The following is a 15,134-nucleotide window of genomic DNA, read 5'->3' on the forward strand; positions in this document are numbered from 1 at the left end:
AGGTTATTGCGAAAGGGGGGGGAAATGCGGAATCTTTCACCGGCCCGGGGGAACCCTGACCATCTCGGCTAAGCGTTCCTCAACTTTCTTTAACGTGTTGATCTCGAGGAAGATGAGGATATTACCGGCAATATTATGCTCCACGGACTTGAGTTCAACACGGAAGAGGATGACGTCGTCGACATCGATCGTCATCTGGGCAATCAGCGAGGTTATCGCCGCATGTGCCATGTCGACAATAAGCACGGGCGGGGAGGGGAGCATGTTGAATCCCAGGAGATCGGAAGTTGCGGAGAGGAACGAGGAGATCATGATGTTGCCAACCTCGACAATCGTACTCTGGTCCATCTCATCGAAGGAATGGATGGCTCCCGCCGATCCCTGCATGATGCCCGCGGTCCTGATGGCAGAATCGCGGGGAAAATGCAGGACCAGAAAACCGCCGTGGGGGATATCCCCCTGGAGCTCGAAGATGACCATCGTAGTCAGCTCGTCGCTCAAAAACTCCCCTGCCCGTGAAATATCCACGATATTGATTTCAGGCACGCTCATCCCGATCTGAGTTTCAAGCATCTGCGAGAGGGTTGTTGCGGAGTGCGCAGCCCCGATATTTGCCATCTCCTTCAGGGCATCCATCTGCCAGGCGGAAAATTCCATGGAAACCAGTCCTTGGCGAGGATACCGCACCAGCGCGGGATTTTTCTTTGCGCCTGCCGGAACATGGCACTGCCCGCAGTGAACCGGTCATCCTTGCGGATAGTGAAATGGTGGGAATCCAAAGACTTATACCTTTGTAACGGATTCCAGCTCCCTGCCGGAAGGCGGTTCGGTCAGTCCTTCCCGGTGGTGTCGGGAGAAAGGATTGAAACAACCCTTCCGACGCGCCCGTCAGCCAGGCGGACCTTGATTCCATGCGGGTGAAACGCGGAGTTCGTCAGGATCTCCAGTACCGTGCCCCGCGTCCTCTTCCCGGTGCGCTGGTCGCACTTCTGGATAATTTCGACAGAAAGGCCGGCGCGTACGGCCGATCGGTTATGTGGGTTTTGAGGAGCGTTCATGACTAGGAAACAGGGATGCAGTGCCGTGGAAGATCTGGAAACAGGGCAAAAGAAAAACGGGGAGGTCAGAGATCCACGACCGGTGCGTCGTAGGAACCAATCCCCGATTCAAGGTATCCGGCAACCGGTGTCCATCCTGCCTGTTCCCCGAACATCAGGAGGTAGACCGATGAATGGTACTCATTAGTTTTCGGCTCGAAGACTGTCCATGAATTCTTCCCTTTAAGTTCCGACCGGTAGGTTACCTCGGCATTCGGGTCTGCCTCATACTTTGCGTACAGGTTTGTCAGGTAGGTGGAGCACTGGCCGCCTGCTGCACTTGCTGCCCCGTCACGACATGCAGCGGGTTTGAGGTCCTGGACCGGCCGGAACAGCGGGCTCTCTGTCACCGGGTCACGGGTATCGATCACGCGCCTTGACGGGATCTCAGCCGACAGGGTAATGGTGTACGGGTCATTTGTGGTAGTCCCGGCTGGGGGGATGATCTCCGGGGCCGTCACTTTGACAAATGTCCCTTTTCCCGTCTCGTACAGTTCCGTTTTCCATGTGTCCGGGATACCGGGGATCTGCCGTGCACTCATGCGTTCAATGACCGGGGAGTTGCCGGTGGGATCTGCCGGGACGGGAAGGAAGAGCGTCACGTTCGTGAGCGGGGCATCAGTCGAGAGGGTGCAGGAATACGAATACGTACTGGAAAGTGTTGACCGGTAAGCCTGCCCGACATAGCCATTGTACGCCGTTACTGCAACAAACGATACCAGGAGAACAACAAAAAGGCCGAGCGTGAGTTTTATGATCCTGTCCATAGCCAGTCACATCCCCGGTACACACGGGGAGCAGGGCACCTCATAGAGATTGTCCACACCGTGCAGCCGGATTGTTATACGGATCATTGAACCATCAGGATTGAATACTTATTGCCTGATTCCCCTCTCATCTCAAAAGATTCGCGATCACGACTGGTGCCAACACTATGCCTATATGTCCGGAAATTGAATTCTCTTGTATGACTGCTCCTGCGCTAGTGCTGCGCAATGTCCTGCTTCTTGGGGGCAGGACCGCTGATATTACCGTGCAGGAGGGAAAAGTCCTGCATACGGGGGCAGGAGCCAGCGGGAAGGCCGACAGGACGATCGACTGCAACGGCTTGTATGTCCTTCCGGCAGCTGTTGACATGCATGTCCACATGCGGGGTGGCCCCCAGTCGGCTAAGGAGGACTGGGCAACCGGGAGCAGGAGCGCCCTTGCCGGAGGTGTGACGGTTGTCCTCGACCAGCCCAACACAATCCCGCCTATCATAACACCCGGTGTACTCGGGGCCCGCATCCTTGAGGGAAAAACGCATTCGCTCTGCAATTTTGCCATCAACAGCGGGGTTACTCACGACACGCCGATCCGTTCGATGTGGCGTGCCGGGGCGATGGCATTTGGCGAGACATTCTTTGCCCCATCCAGCTATGGAAAGGCGATAACACCGGGCGAGCTTGAACCTGCGCTTGGGGAGATTTCCGCCTGCGGTGCGCTTGCAACCATCCATGCCGAGGAGGTTGGGCAGGGAGATGATAGTGACCTGGCGTCCCATGACCGGATCCGGTCTGCGGCAGGTGAACTCAGGGCAGTAGGCGAGGTGGGCCGGTGCAACACAACCGGGTGCCGGCTTCACTTCTGCCACATGAGTACGCGGGATTCCGTGCTTGCGGCATCTGCGCTGGGGAGCGTGGAGGTGACGCCCCACCACCTTTTCCTCTCACGGGAGGACTTTGTTGAAGCCGAAACGCTGGGAAAGGTGAATCCGCCCCTGCGGTCTGAGGATGAGCGGAAGAAGTTGTGGGAAGCGTGGGACAAGATTACTGTCGTTGCTTCTGACCATGCCCCGCACACGCCCGCGGAAAAGCAGGCAGTTTTTAAGGATGCCCCCGCTGGTATCCCGGGTGTCGAGACCATGCTCCCGCTTCTTATGGCTGCAGTTCTGGAAAAGAGGATCTCACTCTCCGATGTGATCCGGAAGACATCGCATGCACCGGCCGAGCTCCTCGGTATCCGGTGCGCGGGATTCAATCCGGGTGACCGGGCGGATTTTACCCTGTACCCGAAAAATGCAGTCTCGATCGATCCCGATTCACTCCACAGCAAGTGCGGATTCTCACCATATTCCGGTCTGCCCGCGATCTTTCCGCGCATGGTAATCCTTGGCGGAGAGGTAGTCTATGATATGGGGGAGTTCACCCGCGGTTCCCCGCAATGGTTTGCCGGGAAAGGGTACTGCCCGTAAGACCCTTTCTTCCTCATCTCCTATCCACTCTACCCGATCTTCATCCCAAATCCTCATTATCCAGAAGTGCCGATGTACTGGTGCCGATACCTGCGCATCCATAGGTCCCCGGGTGATCGATTGACAAGCGTCTGGAAGTGATCCATGGGACAACCCGGATGCGCGACAGGCAAACAGCCCGGCATGGGTTTAAACACCGGTGAAGGATGGCAGCAGCCACTGGTGATCCGCGTGCGTTAATGCCGGGCGACATTTCTTCTCAAGACGGGTGTACCGATATGACGGGGATTGCCGATGCCCTCTCTTCAGAAAAGAACGGGATTGTCATTGCCATTGAGGTGACAGCAGGGGGGAAGAAAGATGCTTTTCCTGCCGGTTACAACGAATGGCGCAAGATGATCGGGTGCCGCGTCTCTGCCCCGGCGCTGGAAGGCAGGGCGAACAAGGCCGTCATCGAACTTGTCGCTCGGACGCTGAACCGGCCGGTTGCCATGGTCAGTCTTTTATCGGGCGCCACATCGCCCCAGAAACGCGTCCGGGTTGAGGGGATATCCGTGAACGAGGCTCTCTCGATTCTGGAAGAGAGTGGATAACCGGAATATCTGACTGAATCGCTGTTAAATCGCTATCGCCTTTTCAACTGCACTATAAAAAACAGTTTCTGGCGGCATACGGCATGATTTCACGCTTTGGGCGCAACCTTAACTTTAAGTAATTACGCGTGATATATATAATTTATACCTATGATCACACGATACATACAGTGCATGATACATGGGGGTGCATTTACTTGTATTCACCGGATACTACCAAGTACCTTATTCACATCAGCCTCACCGCAGAGGGGGTGGTCGAGAAACCTGACGTAGTCGGTGCCATATTCGGCCAGACTGAAGGGTTGCTCGGTGAAGACCTTGACCTGCGGGATCTCCAGAGAACAGGGCGTGTAGGACGCATTGACGTCCAGATAGCAAGCAAAAAAGGCGAGACCACGGGAGAGATCCTGATCTCTTCCTCCCTTGACCGTGCAGAGACGGCCATCCTTGCCGCTTCCCTTGAGACGATCGACCGCGTGGGCCCATGCGTTGCACGCGTGAAGGTTGACTCCATCGAAGATATCCGCGTCAGCAAACGGAAGAAGATCGTTGAACGGGCAAAGGAGATCTTAATCGAACGTTTCGATGACGGGACGATCGATTCCGATGAGCTTCTGGACGATGTCCGGCAGACGCTCCGCGTGGAGAAGATAGGATCCATAGGAGAAGAACGCGTACCGGCCGGCCCGAATGTCCTCGAATCGGACGCCATCATCATTGTTGAGGGGCGTGCGGATGTCTTAAACCTCCTGCGCTATGGCATCAAGAACGCGGTAGCGGTCGAGGGGACGAACATCCCCGGGAGTGTCGTGGATCTCTGCGCAAAGAAGACCACGACTGCGTTTTTCGACGGCGACCGCGGCGGGGAACTGATCCTGCGGGAACTCATGCAGGTTGCTGACATCGATTTCGTTGCATTCTCCCCCAAAGGAAAAAGCGTAGAAGACATGACCCGGAAAGAGGTCATCAAGACCCTCAGGAACAAAGTGCCGGTCGAGTATGTACGGGACCAGTACTTCGAGAGCTCTGCAGAACTCCCCCCGGAGTTGCGGATCGGCCGCCCGATCCCCGACACCGATGAAGGATCCGAGAGGAAACGGGGATCGGCGGTTGCAAAACGCTCTCGTGATGCTTCCGGTGGCCCCTTAAGCCTCCGGGAGCACATCGAGGATGTGAAAGGGCAGAACACGGCGCGGTTCTTAAACGATGACCTCTCGGTTGTCCGCGAAGCCCGGTCGGATGAGGTGGAGAAGGTGATCGAGACGATCGATGCTTCGGCAACCGGCCTTGTCCTCGACCGTCCTGTGGACCAGAAACTCCTTGACCGGCTGGTCTGGAAGGGCCTCTCCTGGGTGGCTGCGCGGGACTTCCGGGGGATCATCAAGCGTCCGATCTCCATCCGGCTCCTGAAGATGGGAGCGTGATTTAGAGCAGGTATTTGCGGTAATTTTCCTTTGAATGGGAAATTGGTGCATACCATCTTCATACAAATTTATTTATCCTGCATAGATCCATTGTTGTGTCTGGAGTGGTAGCATGCACAAAGAGGAACTGATCCATCTCCACCAGATGCTCTCAGAGGTCAAGCAATATTTTGAGGAGATCAATCCCGATCTCAAATTCACCCAGTATAATGCCCTCAAGATAACGCCCTCCCAGCAGCACAAGAGCAAGATGGAGCACAAGTATGCAATCTTCGTGCTCGGTACCGAGATTGCTAACGCCATGAAGGACATGGACTACAATTCGTCCAGCCGCATTTCAGCCCGGATGAAGGAACTTGCCGACAAGGCATTGAAAGAGATCGATTACCAGTAACATTTTTTTAGTTCTTTAGGTTCCTGTCCCGGCAAGCTCGCTTACCGCATCGCGGCCTTAACATTTCCATGCAGTTCATCTCCGTTCAGGGAGTACTGTAATGACATCAGCCGAGAGCTGGATACCGGGCGTGTCGACCGGGTCGTTGAAGCGGTGTTTGCGGATCGTGGCGGGGATATCCGGTATACCCCCCAATGGCCGGGTTTTCAGGTGGAGTACCCTCCTTCAGGCATGCTACTGCCAGTATCGGCCTGATGAAATGAATAGCATCATCACGCCAAATAGGCAGAGGCTCAGGAGCACCCCCTCGATATCGGAATAGGCCCTGCTGACAGCAACGTCCAGAAACCATGAGAGGGCAAGACCGGCGGTCAGAAAGGCAAGGCTCAGGAACAGTTCACTGAGTGCGGGCGACCTGACAACACGAAGGGTGAACGGTACAGTCCACTCCCGGAAACGGGCATCGAAATAGAGCAGGGTGAAGAGAACCACGAGTGCGATGATCCAGCCCAGTGGCCGCCGACGCCCTGAAGCAGGGTGCCGGCTAGAGGAGAGCAGCGAGGATTGAGAGGAAGATGAGAATGCAGTCAGCAACGTGTTCTTTGAATCCCATAAAAATCTGTGATGGGGATATCCTGATAAACGTATGGATGAATAACGGCAGTTCTTTGTCTTCTGATGATCACGGGACTGCCAGATAAAAGGGAATTACTTTTCCGGCTGTTTCGCGTACTTCTTCCAGACCTGCTCGCGGTATACCGGCCCGCTGTTGTACGTGCAGAACGGGATCAGTTTCCCGTCGGGAGTGGCGTAGTGGATGCAGCACCGCTGGACGCGTTCGATATCATAGTTGTACTTGTCCATGAAATGCATGGTGCCGATGAAGAGGGCGTTCCAGTGGAACTCGCGGAGGGCATCAAAGTTCTGGCCGATTAAGCCCTTGCTGATCAGCTTCCAGAACTCCGTGGTGTTGCTCTGCTCGCTCTTCTTTACGGAATTGTGCATGTTCTTGACGCCTTCGAGCAGCGCCTTGTACTTGTTAATAGCCCCGCCTTTTTTCAGGGTCTCTGCCATATGCTGGACCGACTCAAAGAAGCTGTCAACGTCAACCATACGGTTGACCGGGACAATCCCTTCCGGCCGGACAAAGACATAGGTGGCTGCGCCGCAGTGCTGGTGGGCGGTGAACCGGACCTGCGGCCGGCCGGTATAGGCTTCGACCAGGTCGGAGAACGGGAGCACGCACGGGACCGGGTAGAAATCGTCCTTTTTCAGGACGCCACCCATCTGCTCTTCGATCTCGCCGAGAACATCGGGAATCGTGATACGCGATTTCTGGAGGTCCTCGTCGCTTGCGGCACCCGTGAATGCTACCGGCTGGAAGTTGACCCCGCGGACAACGGCGATGTTGTCGATGGCAAACCGGATGATGTCCCCGACTTCCTTGTCGTTCCGCCCGCGGATCACGGTCGGCACAAGCACAGTTCCGAGTCCGACCTTCTTCAGGTTCTCGATGGCTTTCTTGTGGATAGCAAGGAACGGATTCGTCTCCGGGCTGATCCCGTCGAAATGGAGGTAGACCGTGTTCAGCCCGGCGTCCTTGAGCTGTTGCGCAAGGCCCGTTTCCTTTGCCAGCTTGACCCCGTTCGTCGCGATCTGGACCTGCGGGAATCCCATGGACTTGGCTTTCCTGATGATCTCGATGAGATCGTCCCGCATCGTGGGTTCGCCACCTGAAAACTGGACTGCCGGTGTCGGCACTGGCTTCTCATCACGGAGCATCTGGAGCATCTTCATGACTTCATCGAAGCTGGGCTCATACACAAACCCGCATGCCCGGGCATTGGCAAAACAGAAATCGCAGTCCAGGTTGCAGCGGTTGGTGAGGTCGACATTTGCCAGCAGCGTCTGGGAGTGGTGGTTGTTGCAGATCCCGCATGCCGTCGGGCAGCTGTCTGGCGGTGCAGTGTTCTGGGGGTTGGATATCCCGTTTCCTACAGCATCGTATTCCTGGAACCGGTGATACATTGCGGCATCGGACCAGTAGAGATGCTGAGAATTCCCATGTGTCGGGCATGTCCGTTTCAGCCAGACCTTACCGCCCTCTTCGACAATCTCTGCATCCACAACAGAGCTGCATGTGGGACAGAGACTCCTTGTTTTCTTGATCAGCATTAATGTCCACCCAAAGGATGTTATCGAAAGGTTCCGTTAGAGAATTCCTGTTTTCGCAACCTTAATCTTTCTATCTGCTCTTTATTACAGGTATTGGAGTGCTACATTATTAGCGTTGATTCCTTCATAATACCATTGCTGTCAGCCCTGTGGATCATGCTGCCGGCCTACGTCCCCAACCCCATAGCCGCGCTGTGCGGGGGAGGTACACCCATCGATGGCGGGAAGATGTATAAGGACGGCAGGCGGTTTTTTGGCGATGGGAAAACCTGGAGGGGGCTTTTTGCCGGCATTATGGCCGGGATCGCAATAGGTGCCCTCCAGATCTGGGCTTACGGGGCTTATGATCTCAGCATGCTCCCGAAACAGACACTCCTCTCTGTGGCACTTCTGTCCGTTGGTGCCCTTCTCGGCGATCTGGCCAAGAGCTTCTTCAAGCGCAGGCTCGGGAAGGAGCGGGGGGCGAAATGGCCAATTGCCGACCAGTATGACCTGGTTGCAGGCGCATTCCTGCTCCTGCTGGTGTTCAACCCGGCGTGGCTCTTTTCCGAGGTCACGCTGCCCGCGTTCATCTGCATCCTGATCCTCACGCCGCTTCTCCACCGGATCACCAATATCATTGGCTATGCCCTGAAAGTCAAGGAGGTTCCATGGTAACTAACGCCCTTGCAGAAATGCTTGTACAATTCAAGGCGATCGAGTTTGGTGACTTCACTCTCGCGTCCGGTGCAAAGAGCACGTATTATGTTGATGTGAAGACTGCAGTCACCCGGCCCGAACTCCTCACTGCGGTTGCCACAGCCGTTGCATCTGCACACGAATTCGATGTTGTTGCCGGGGTGGCAGTCGGGGGAGTCCCGCTCTGCGTTGCCACGGCCATTGCCAAAAAGAAACCCTACGCAATCATCCGTGCAGCGGAGAAGGACCACGGGAAAAAGAGCCTTGTCATCGGGAACGTGAAGGATAAAAACGTCCTCCTTGTTGAGGATGTGACCACCTCAGGTGGCTCTGCTCTGTACGGGATCAACGTTCTGCGTGCTGCCGGTGCGAGAGCAGACTGCGTAGTAACGGTGGTTGACCGTGAACAGGGTGCCGGGGCCCTGCTCGCAGCGCATGGCGTAACAATCCTCCCTCTTGTCCGGATCTCCGAACTCCTGAACAGATGAAAGAGAAGACATTTTTAATCCGGGCGTAAACTAGGAAGGTACTATGAAGATCCTTGTTGTAGGCGGGGGTGGAAGGGAGCACGCGATAGCTGCCGCCCTTGCCCGCAACACGACCACCGAAGTCTTCTCGGTCATGGCAAAACGCAATCCCGGCATTGAAACCATTGCAAAAGACATCCTCTCGGCAAAGGAGACCGATGTCGGGCGGATCGTCTCCTATGCACAGGAGAAAGGGCTGGAGTATGCTTTCATCGGCCCCGAATCCCCTTTAGAGGCCGGGATCGTGGACGCTCTCGAAGAAGCGGGGATTCCCTGCGTGGGGCCGATGAAGTCCGCTGCCCGGATCGAGACAGACAAGGCCTTCTGCCGCGAGATGATGGAACGTAATTCCATCGAAGGGTGCCCGAAGTACCGGGTCTTCCATAACACGGATGAAGCCGTGGAATTCATCCGGTCCTTCGATGGCGATCTCGTTGTCAAACCCATCGGACTGACCGGTGGAAAGGGCGTTCGGATCATGGGAGAACAGGTTGACCGGGAAGGCGCCATCGAATACGTGAAGTCCTTAAACGGAGAGGCCGTGCTGGAGGAACGCCTCCTTGGCGAGGAATTCACCCTCCAGGCATTTGTCGACGGCACCCACCTCGTCCCGATGCCGCTCGTGCAGGACCATAAGCGGGCGTTCGAGGGGGACATCGGCCTGAATACCGGGGGAATGGGTTCGTACTCGATGCCGGATCATATGCTCCCGTTTGTCACGGAGAAGGACTACCATAAGGCTATCGGGATCATGAAATCCGCGGTTGCCGCCATGGAACGTACGGGCCGGCCTTACAAAGGAATCCTGTACGGCCAGTTCATGAACTCCTGTGATGGCCCCAAGGTGATCGAGTTCAATGCACGGTTTGGCGACCCTGAGGCGATGAACGTCCTCTCCCTCCTGACATCGGACTTAACAGAGATCGTGCACCACATTGCCGATGGCACGCTCCTGCCCTCACACGTGACGTTCGATCAGCAGGCAACTGTCTGCAAGTACCTTGTCCCGGAGGGCTATCCCGAGGCGCCTCACGCAGGGAATGTCATCACCCTCGGGCCCCATGACAATGCCCTCCTCTATTATGCCAATGTCGAGAAGCAGGATGGCGCACTGGTCACCCTGACTTCCCGGACTCTTGCCTTTGTCGGCACCGGGGAGACTCTGGAACAGGCAGAACAGGCGGCTGAGCAGGCCGCATCTGGTGTTAAAGGCAAAGTCCGGCATCGCAGGGACATCGGGACAAAGGAACTACTGGAGAAACGCATTGCCCACATGAGGGAGCTTCGATGAACAAGGACTTCATATCCATTCTCGATATCAGCGAGCCCGAGCTTGAGCAGCTGCTCAGCGAAGCACACGAGCTCAAGCGCCAGAAGAAAGCCGGCACCACCCACCCGCTCCTTTCCGGAAAAACTCTCGCGATGATCTTCGAGAAATCCTCGACCCGGACCCATATCTCGTTTGAGGTCGGGATGAACGAACTGGGCGGACATGCCCTCTTCCTGAACGCCCGCGACATGCAAATCTGGCGGGGCGAGGAGATCCGCGATACCGCACGGGCGGCTTCCCGGTATGTCTCCGCCCTGATGATCCGGGCCTACAAGCACAGTACCATCGAGGAGTTCGCACGGTATGCGACGATCCCGGTCATCAACGGCCTCTCGGATATGGAACACCCGTGCCAGCTCCTTGCCGATATCATGACCATGCAGGAACATTTCGGCTCCACCCGCGACCTGCGGGTCACCTGGGTGGGCGATGGGAACAATGTCTGCCACTCCCTGATCCTCGCAACAGTTCTTACTGGCCTTGAAGTGACGGTATCTACCCCGGTCGGGTACGAACCTGCCCCTGAATACGTGAAGAAGGCACAGGAACTCGGCGGGAAGGTGACCCTCATCCGCGAGCCGGAGAAGGCCGTGAAGGATGCAGAGGTCATTGTCACGGATACCTGGGTTTCGATGGGTGACGAGAATGAGCGCGAGGAGCGCCTGAAACTCTTTGGCGATTATACGGTCGATGCCGACCTGATGAAACTGGCATCCCCAAATGCCCGCGTCCTCCACTGCCTCCCCGCCCACCGCGGCGAGGAGATCACCGATGAAGTGATGGAAGGCGGCCAGAGCCTGGTATGGGACGAGGCGGAAAACCGGCTCCATGCGCAGAAAGCGCTGCTTGTCCGGCTGCTGAAAAAATAATATCCTATTTCTCTTCTACAAACGCTTTCAGCTGGTCGAGCATATACTTCTCGACCTTTTTTACCTCTTCAAGAGATCCCCGGAACGCAAGGAGGTTGCGCTTGTCACCTTCCATGTTGGCAAACTTCAGGGGCTCGAGGCGTTCCACGATCTTAACAGGGAATTTTTTGGGGATCTCGATAATGAGTTTCTGAGGTACGCCGGGGGGAATGAGGACATCGAATAACTGTTCTTCTTCTGTTTCGGTCATGACTGTTCACCAGTGTTATTTACCTATCTTGATCCGGCGGCTCATAATACATGGGCCCCCGCGGACGCCGCCGATGGGATTCTTGGGCTTCCCGAGCGAGTTCATGCACCTTCCCATCAGGGCCGCGCCCCGGGCAAGGCCGTCATCGACAAAGACAACGTGGTCGTTTGGTTTGTCAAAGAGGTTCCGTTCCGTGATCCCCTCAAGGATATATTCCGGTTTCCTCCCCGATATGGCAGCACGGCCGGTAAATCCGATAGAGGAGTTCTTCAATACAAGCCCCTCTTCAATGGCAACATCGATCAGGCGCAGTGCCATCCGGGTGCAGACCCGGTCCACTACCTCGTTTAAGGTTGCAAGCGAGTGGGTCTTGTGGATCTCGGCACCGATCTCGATCAGTTTAGGAAGGTCGCTGGAATTCACCCCGCAGTCACAGCCAATCATGGCGACACCTGATTCATAGGCAACCCGTGCATTGACCGGGACACGCCCGAAACGGTCCCGTTCCGGTGGTACGATCCGGATATCGATGTGCTCATGACACCGGTTTACAAGGTCGTCCACGATCCTGCGATTGCTCCCGGAAAACAACCCCCCGGTGATGCTATGCTCGCCAAAGATATCCAGCGCCGTTCCCGTGCGTTCGTGGACAAGCCCGGTGCCCCTCACAATCGCGTCCGGGATCGCCCCGGCAAGGCCGCAGAAGTTCCCCACAGTCTTGGCAAAGGGATTCTCCGCATCAGGGGCGACATCGCTTGTGATCCTCCCATCCAGGGTTGTCCCGAAGTCTATCGTTACGCAGGGATTGCGGAAGTCGACCGGGGTCCATTTCGCACCTTCCTTGATCCCCGCCATGGCAAGCTCCCCTTCCATCTCGTTTGCCACCATCTCGACACCGGTCGAGCCAACCGGGGGGATAACACCGGCCACTGCCCCGACAAAGACCACCTTGTCCGCAAAACTGTAGGGCTGGAGTTTCTGGGACTGGTTCTCTTTTGACATCGGGGGCGTCATCTTCCGTGGGGGGACGCCTGCGACAAGGCAGCCATTTGCAAGGGAGATGACAAAGTCCCCGACCTGGTCCGGGGAATCCATCTCGGCAACGACACCGGTGCTCCTGACAACAAAATCCAGTTCGTTTTTAATGTCCAGATGGGCGTCCCGGTGGCACTTGAGAAGCGTGTCCCGCACGAGTTCTGTCACCGCCTCGCGGGTCAGTTCGGTCCCGTCAAGCGTTGCGCCAAAGATCGTCTCACCGGGTTTCGGGGGACGGATATCCCGGCTCATGCTGACGGTTTTGTTGATCACGTATGACATACCGGTATCGAGGTTCACGCCGGTGAGAATGCATTTTGTTGTGGTATTGCCCATCTCCACGGAGCCGACGATGAAGTAGGGTTTGTTCTTGTATTCGGGAATATTCATTCCTGCGCCATGGGTTATTGACGGCGGGGACGGGCTCTCGACAATATGGGGTTTTGGTCTTATAAAACGGGAGAAAAAACCGGCACTCATGTACTCCGATTCTTGTCTGTATCTCCATATACGTTTCGCTTTCTCCACATGGAAACACCCCGGGAAGAGTGGTGAGATGCGGGAACGGGTCGTTGACGGTACCGGTGAAAAAAAAGGATTATCGTGTTTTGTTCTGCATCTGCCTGACCATGCGGGCCTGGATGCCAAAATACTGGGACACGCCGATCGCATGGCACTGGTCGATGGAGTCGCTGTCGAAGGATACCATATCGCTTGAGTAAATTGCATCCGGTGACGACCGTCCCAGGATCCTCACGCTGCCCTTGTAGAGCTCCATGTCCACGGTCCCGTTGACCCGTTTCTGCGTGGTCTCGATGAACGCGTTGAGGGCATGATACAGGGGTTCGTAGACAAGTCCCTTGTAGGCGAGCTCTGACCACTTGTCATCAACCATCCGCTTGAATGCAAGTTCCTGGCATGTCAGAGTCAGGCCTTCGAGATCGCGGTGGGCTGCAAGGATGACGGTTGCTGCCGGGTGCTCGTAATTCTCGCGGGCCTTGAGGCCAAGGATGCGGTCCTCGATCATATCGTTGCGCCCAATCCCGTGTTTTCCGGCGAGGATATTGAGTTTCTGGATCAGGTCATACCCGGAGAGTTTTTTCTTGTTCAGGGCAACCGGTACGCCGTTTTTGAAGGTCAGCGTGATCTTCTCTGGTTTTGCAGGAGCTTTTTCCGGTGAGACTGTCCAGAGGTAGATCTCCTCGGGCGGGTGGAATGCCGGATCTTCGAGCCGACCCCCCTCGATGCTCCTGCTCCAGCAGTTTTCGTCCATGCTCCAGGGCTTGTCCTTCTTCACCGGCACGGGGATGTTATGCTTCTTTGCATAGTCGATCTCCCAGTCCCGTGTAAGGTTGAGTTCCCGGATTGGTGCAACAACCTCGAGGCCGGCACTCCTGATGATGAAGTCAAACCGGAGCTGGTCGTTGCCTTTCCCGGTACACCCATGGCCGATTGCAGTTGCCTTCTCTTTCTTTGCGATCCGGACAACCTCTTCAGCAATGAGCGGCCGGGCAAGAGACGTCCCCATCGGGTATCCCTCGTAGGAACCATTGGCCCGAATGGCCGGGAAGATATGGTCGGCAACGAACTTTTCCCGGACATCAATGGTATAGTGGCGGTCAGCGAGTTTTTTGCCTTTTTTGGTGGCAACATCGATCTCCTCGTCCCGCTGGCCGACATTCACGGCAACCGTGACCACGCGGTCATAGTCATACTTCTCTTTTAAGAGCGGGATGCAGATCGAGGTGTCGAGCCCGCCGGAATATGCAAGGACAATCGTGCCTTTCCCCATTTTACACCTGTGTTCTCATTGATGCTGTATTACTTGGAAGTACCAGCATATATGTTCAGGGGGCAGTTTTGCAGGAACACGGAGCGGGAGCACCGCATGAAGGAAAGGGATTACCTGAAGAAGAACAAAAAAGGTTGTTCAGGCTGGAATTCCTGAACCCAAGTATCGTGGTTACGCCGTCACTACGATCTTTGCTTCCATCTGTGGCTGGAAGGGTCCGGTCGTGTAGTCATAGGAACCGGCCTTGTCGAAGACTACCGAGTAGCTTTCGCCGTACGGGATATTGATGGGGTTCATACTACCAAAATACTGGCCAAGTACAACATCATTTGCCTGGATGGTGTGGGGCTTGTAAGGGTCAGTGTTCTGCCAGATGACCTTGGTTCCGACCTTAACATAGGCCGTTGCATCGGGGACGATTGTCAGGTCCTGGGTGAAGGTGATTGTGTAGGTCGGGACCGGGGCTGGGGTAGCTGTGGCAGTTACCTCGGGGGTCGTCTTGTTGACAACAACAACAACGACTTCCTTGGTGGGTTCAGCGGTCGGGACTGCAGTCAGGACTTCCGTGGGAACGGGCGTGGGTGTCGGGGTGGCCGCAGGTGCTGCCGGCTGGGATGTACATCCTGCAAGCAGAATCCCGATAAACAGGATCGCAAGAACAACGAATAATTTCTTCATGCATCTTTTTTTGTTATTTCGGTATATAAGGATATTCAATTATTATGGTTTAAAAA

The 15,134-nt window shown here is 55.7% G+C and carries 17 protein-coding genes; 8 read left to right on the top strand and 9 right to left on the bottom strand.

Going from position 1 to position 15,134, the window contains the following annotated elements:
* Nucleotides 1-36: 36 nt before the first annotated feature.
* From PHF39_RS01520 to PHF39_RS01530, 3 genes are all read right to left on the bottom strand, one after another.
* Complete coding sequence (locus PHF39_RS01520) at nt 37-657, bottom strand: chemotaxis protein CheC (RefSeq protein WP_300219457.1); 621 nt, start codon at nt 655-657, stop codon at nt 37-39.
* A gap of 173 nt (nt 658-830) precedes the next feature.
* Complete coding sequence (locus tag PHF39_RS01525; RefSeq protein WP_300219459.1) at nt 831-1,058, bottom strand: YwbE family protein; 228 nt, start codon at nt 1,056-1,058, stop codon at nt 831-833.
* 65 nt (nt 1,059-1,123) lie between these two features.
* Nucleotides 1,124-1,864 carry a hypothetical protein gene (locus PHF39_RS01530; protein WP_300219460.1) on the bottom strand — a complete coding sequence of 247 codons (741 nt, stop codon included), beginning with the start codon at nt 1,862-1,864 and terminating at the stop codon, nt 1,124-1,126.
* Between the two features lie 200 nt (nt 1,865-2,064).
* On the opposite strand from PHF39_RS01530, the gene pyrC reads away from it, so the two are divergent.
* The 4 genes from pyrC to PHF39_RS01550 all read left to right on the top strand — a co-directional run bounded on the left by pyrC (nt 2,065) and on the right by PHF39_RS01550 (nt 5,744).
* The gene (gene pyrC, locus PHF39_RS01535; protein ID WP_300219462.1) at nt 2,065-3,330 is read left to right on the top strand and encodes a dihydroorotase; all 1,266 of its coding nucleotides are present in this window, start codon (nt 2,065-2,067) and stop codon (nt 3,328-3,330) included.
* A gap of 206 nt (nt 3,331-3,536) precedes the next feature.
* The gene (locus PHF39_RS01540; protein ID WP_300219463.1) at nt 3,537-3,923 is read left to right on the top strand and encodes a DUF167 domain-containing protein; all 387 of its coding nucleotides are present in this window, start codon (nt 3,537-3,539) and stop codon (nt 3,921-3,923) included.
* Between the two features lie 197 nt (nt 3,924-4,120).
* Nucleotides 4,121-5,350, top strand: coding sequence for a DNA primase DnaG (gene dnaG, locus PHF39_RS01545; RefSeq protein WP_300219464.1), 1,230 nt, complete (start codon nt 4,121-4,123; stop codon nt 5,348-5,350).
* Nucleotides 5,351-5,462: 112 nt separating this feature from the next.
* Nucleotides 5,463-5,744 (top strand): UPF0058 family protein, encoded by a 282-nt coding sequence (locus PHF39_RS01550; protein ID WP_300219466.1) that lies wholly within the window; start codon nt 5,463-5,465, stop codon nt 5,742-5,744.
* Between the two features lie 234 nt (nt 5,745-5,978).
* Here the strand turns inward: PHF39_RS01550 and PHF39_RS01555 are convergent, their stop codons facing one another.
* Together PHF39_RS01555 and tes are read right to left on the bottom strand one after the other, a co-directional pair.
* Entirely contained in the window at nt 5,979-6,338 is a 360-nt protein-coding gene (locus tag PHF39_RS01555) for a hypothetical protein (RefSeq protein ID WP_300219467.1), read from the bottom strand.
* 114 nt (nt 6,339-6,452) lie between these two features.
* Nucleotides 6,453-7,919, bottom strand: coding sequence for a tetraether lipid synthase Tes (tes, locus tag PHF39_RS01560; RefSeq protein ID WP_300219468.1), 1,467 nt, complete (start codon nt 7,917-7,919; stop codon nt 6,453-6,455).
* Nucleotides 7,920-8,075: 156 nt separating this feature from the next.
* Between tes and PHF39_RS01565 the strand changes: the two genes are divergently transcribed.
* The 4 genes from PHF39_RS01565 to argF are packed head-to-tail and all read left to right on the top strand — an operon-like array spanning nt 8,076 to nt 11,323.
* On the top strand, nt 8,076-8,576 hold the full coding sequence (locus PHF39_RS01565) for a CDP-2,3-bis-(O-geranylgeranyl)-sn-glycerol synthase (protein ID WP_300219470.1): 501 nt from the start codon (nt 8,076-8,078) through the stop codon (nt 8,574-8,576).
* Nucleotides 8,570-9,085, top strand: a complete 516-nt coding sequence (gene pyrE / locus PHF39_RS01570) for an orotate phosphoribosyltransferase (protein ID WP_300219472.1) — start codon at nt 8,570-8,572, stop codon at nt 9,083-9,085. Before PHF39_RS01565 ends, pyrE begins: the two co-directional genes overlap by 7 nt.
* A 43-nt stretch (nt 9,086-9,128) precedes the next feature.
* Nucleotides 9,129-10,415 (top strand): phosphoribosylamine--glycine ligase, encoded by a 1,287-nt coding sequence (purD, locus tag PHF39_RS01575; protein WP_300219474.1) that lies wholly within the window; start codon nt 9,129-9,131, stop codon nt 10,413-10,415.
* Nucleotides 10,412-11,323, top strand: coding sequence for an ornithine carbamoyltransferase (argF, locus tag PHF39_RS01580; RefSeq protein WP_300219476.1), 912 nt, complete (start codon nt 10,412-10,414; stop codon nt 11,321-11,323). The genes purD and argF overlap by 4 nt, the downstream gene beginning before the upstream one ends.
* Nucleotides 11,324-11,327: 4 nt before the next feature.
* Here the strand turns inward: argF and PHF39_RS01585 are convergent, their stop codons facing one another.
* From PHF39_RS01585 to PHF39_RS01600, 4 genes are all read right to left on the bottom strand, one after another.
* The gene (locus tag PHF39_RS01585) at nt 11,328-11,573 is read right to left on the bottom strand and encodes a hypothetical protein (protein WP_300219478.1); all 246 of its coding nucleotides are present in this window, start codon (nt 11,571-11,573) and stop codon (nt 11,328-11,330) included.
* 15 nt (nt 11,574-11,588) lie between these two features.
* A complete protein-coding gene (locus tag PHF39_RS01590; RefSeq protein ID WP_300219480.1) occupies nt 11,589-13,088 on the bottom strand; it encodes a methanogenesis marker 14 protein in 1,500 nt (499 codons plus the stop codon).
* A 118-nt stretch (nt 13,089-13,206) separates the two neighbouring features.
* The gene (locus tag PHF39_RS01595) at nt 13,207-14,400 is read right to left on the bottom strand and encodes an argininosuccinate synthase (protein WP_300219481.1); all 1,194 of its coding nucleotides are present in this window, start codon (nt 14,398-14,400) and stop codon (nt 13,207-13,209) included.
* Nucleotides 14,401-14,571: 171 nt separating this feature from the next.
* Nucleotides 14,572-15,078 (bottom strand): plastocyanin/azurin family copper-binding protein, encoded by a 507-nt coding sequence (locus PHF39_RS01600; RefSeq protein ID WP_300219483.1) that lies wholly within the window; start codon nt 15,076-15,078, stop codon nt 14,572-14,574.
* Nucleotides 15,079-15,134: the final 56 nt, after the last annotated feature.

The sequence above is a fragment of the Methanoregula sp. genome (assembly GCF_028712425.1).
Taxonomy (GTDB): Archaea; Halobacteriota; Methanomicrobia; order Methanomicrobiales; family Methanospirillaceae; genus Methanoregula.

Excerpts from the sequence above, each read along its gene's own strand:
- PHF39_RS01590 (WP_300219480.1), bottom strand. The coding sequence starts at position 13,088 with ATGAGTGCCGGTTTTTTCTCCCGTTTTATAAGACCAAAACCCCATATT.
- PHF39_RS01595 (WP_300219481.1), bottom strand. The coding sequence starts at position 14,400 with ATGGGGAAAGGCACGATTGTCCTTGCATATTCCGGCGGGCTCGACACC.
- PHF39_RS01600 (WP_300219483.1), bottom strand. The coding sequence starts at position 15,078 with ATGAAGAAATTATTCGTTGTTCTTGCGATCCTGTTTATCGGGATTCTG.
- pyrE (WP_300219472.1), top strand. The coding sequence starts at position 8,570 with ATGGTAACTAACGCCCTTGCAGAAATGCTTGTACAATTCAAGGCGATC.
- pyrC (WP_300219462.1), top strand. The coding sequence starts at position 2,065 with ATGACTGCTCCTGCGCTAGTGCTGCGCAATGTCCTGCTTCTTGGGGGC.
- purD (WP_300219474.1), top strand. The coding sequence starts at position 9,129 with ATGAAGATCCTTGTTGTAGGCGGGGGTGGAAGGGAGCACGCGATAGCT.
- PHF39_RS01530 (WP_300219460.1), bottom strand. The coding sequence starts at position 1,864 with ATGGACAGGATCATAAAACTCACGCTCGGCCTTTTTGTTGTTCTCCTG.
- PHF39_RS01585 (WP_300219478.1), bottom strand. The coding sequence starts at position 11,573 with ATGACCGAAACAGAAGAAGAACAGTTATTCGATGTCCTCATTCCCCCC.
- argF (WP_300219476.1), top strand. The coding sequence starts at position 10,412 with ATGAACAAGGACTTCATATCCATTCTCGATATCAGCGAGCCCGAGCTT.
- PHF39_RS01520 (WP_300219457.1), bottom strand. The coding sequence starts at position 657 with ATGGAATTTTCCGCCTGGCAGATGGATGCCCTGAAGGAGATGGCAAAT.
- PHF39_RS01565 (WP_300219470.1), top strand. The coding sequence starts at position 8,076 with ATGCTGCCGGCCTACGTCCCCAACCCCATAGCCGCGCTGTGCGGGGGA.
- PHF39_RS01540 (WP_300219463.1), top strand. The coding sequence starts at position 3,537 with ATGGCAGCAGCCACTGGTGATCCGCGTGCGTTAATGCCGGGCGACATT.
- PHF39_RS01525 (WP_300219459.1), bottom strand. The coding sequence starts at position 1,058 with ATGAACGCTCCTCAAAACCCACATAACCGATCGGCCGTACGCGCCGGC.
- tes (WP_300219468.1), bottom strand. The coding sequence starts at position 7,919 with ATGCTGATCAAGAAAACAAGGAGTCTCTGTCCCACATGCAGCTCTGTT.
- PHF39_RS01550 (WP_300219466.1), top strand. The coding sequence starts at position 5,463 with ATGCACAAAGAGGAACTGATCCATCTCCACCAGATGCTCTCAGAGGTC.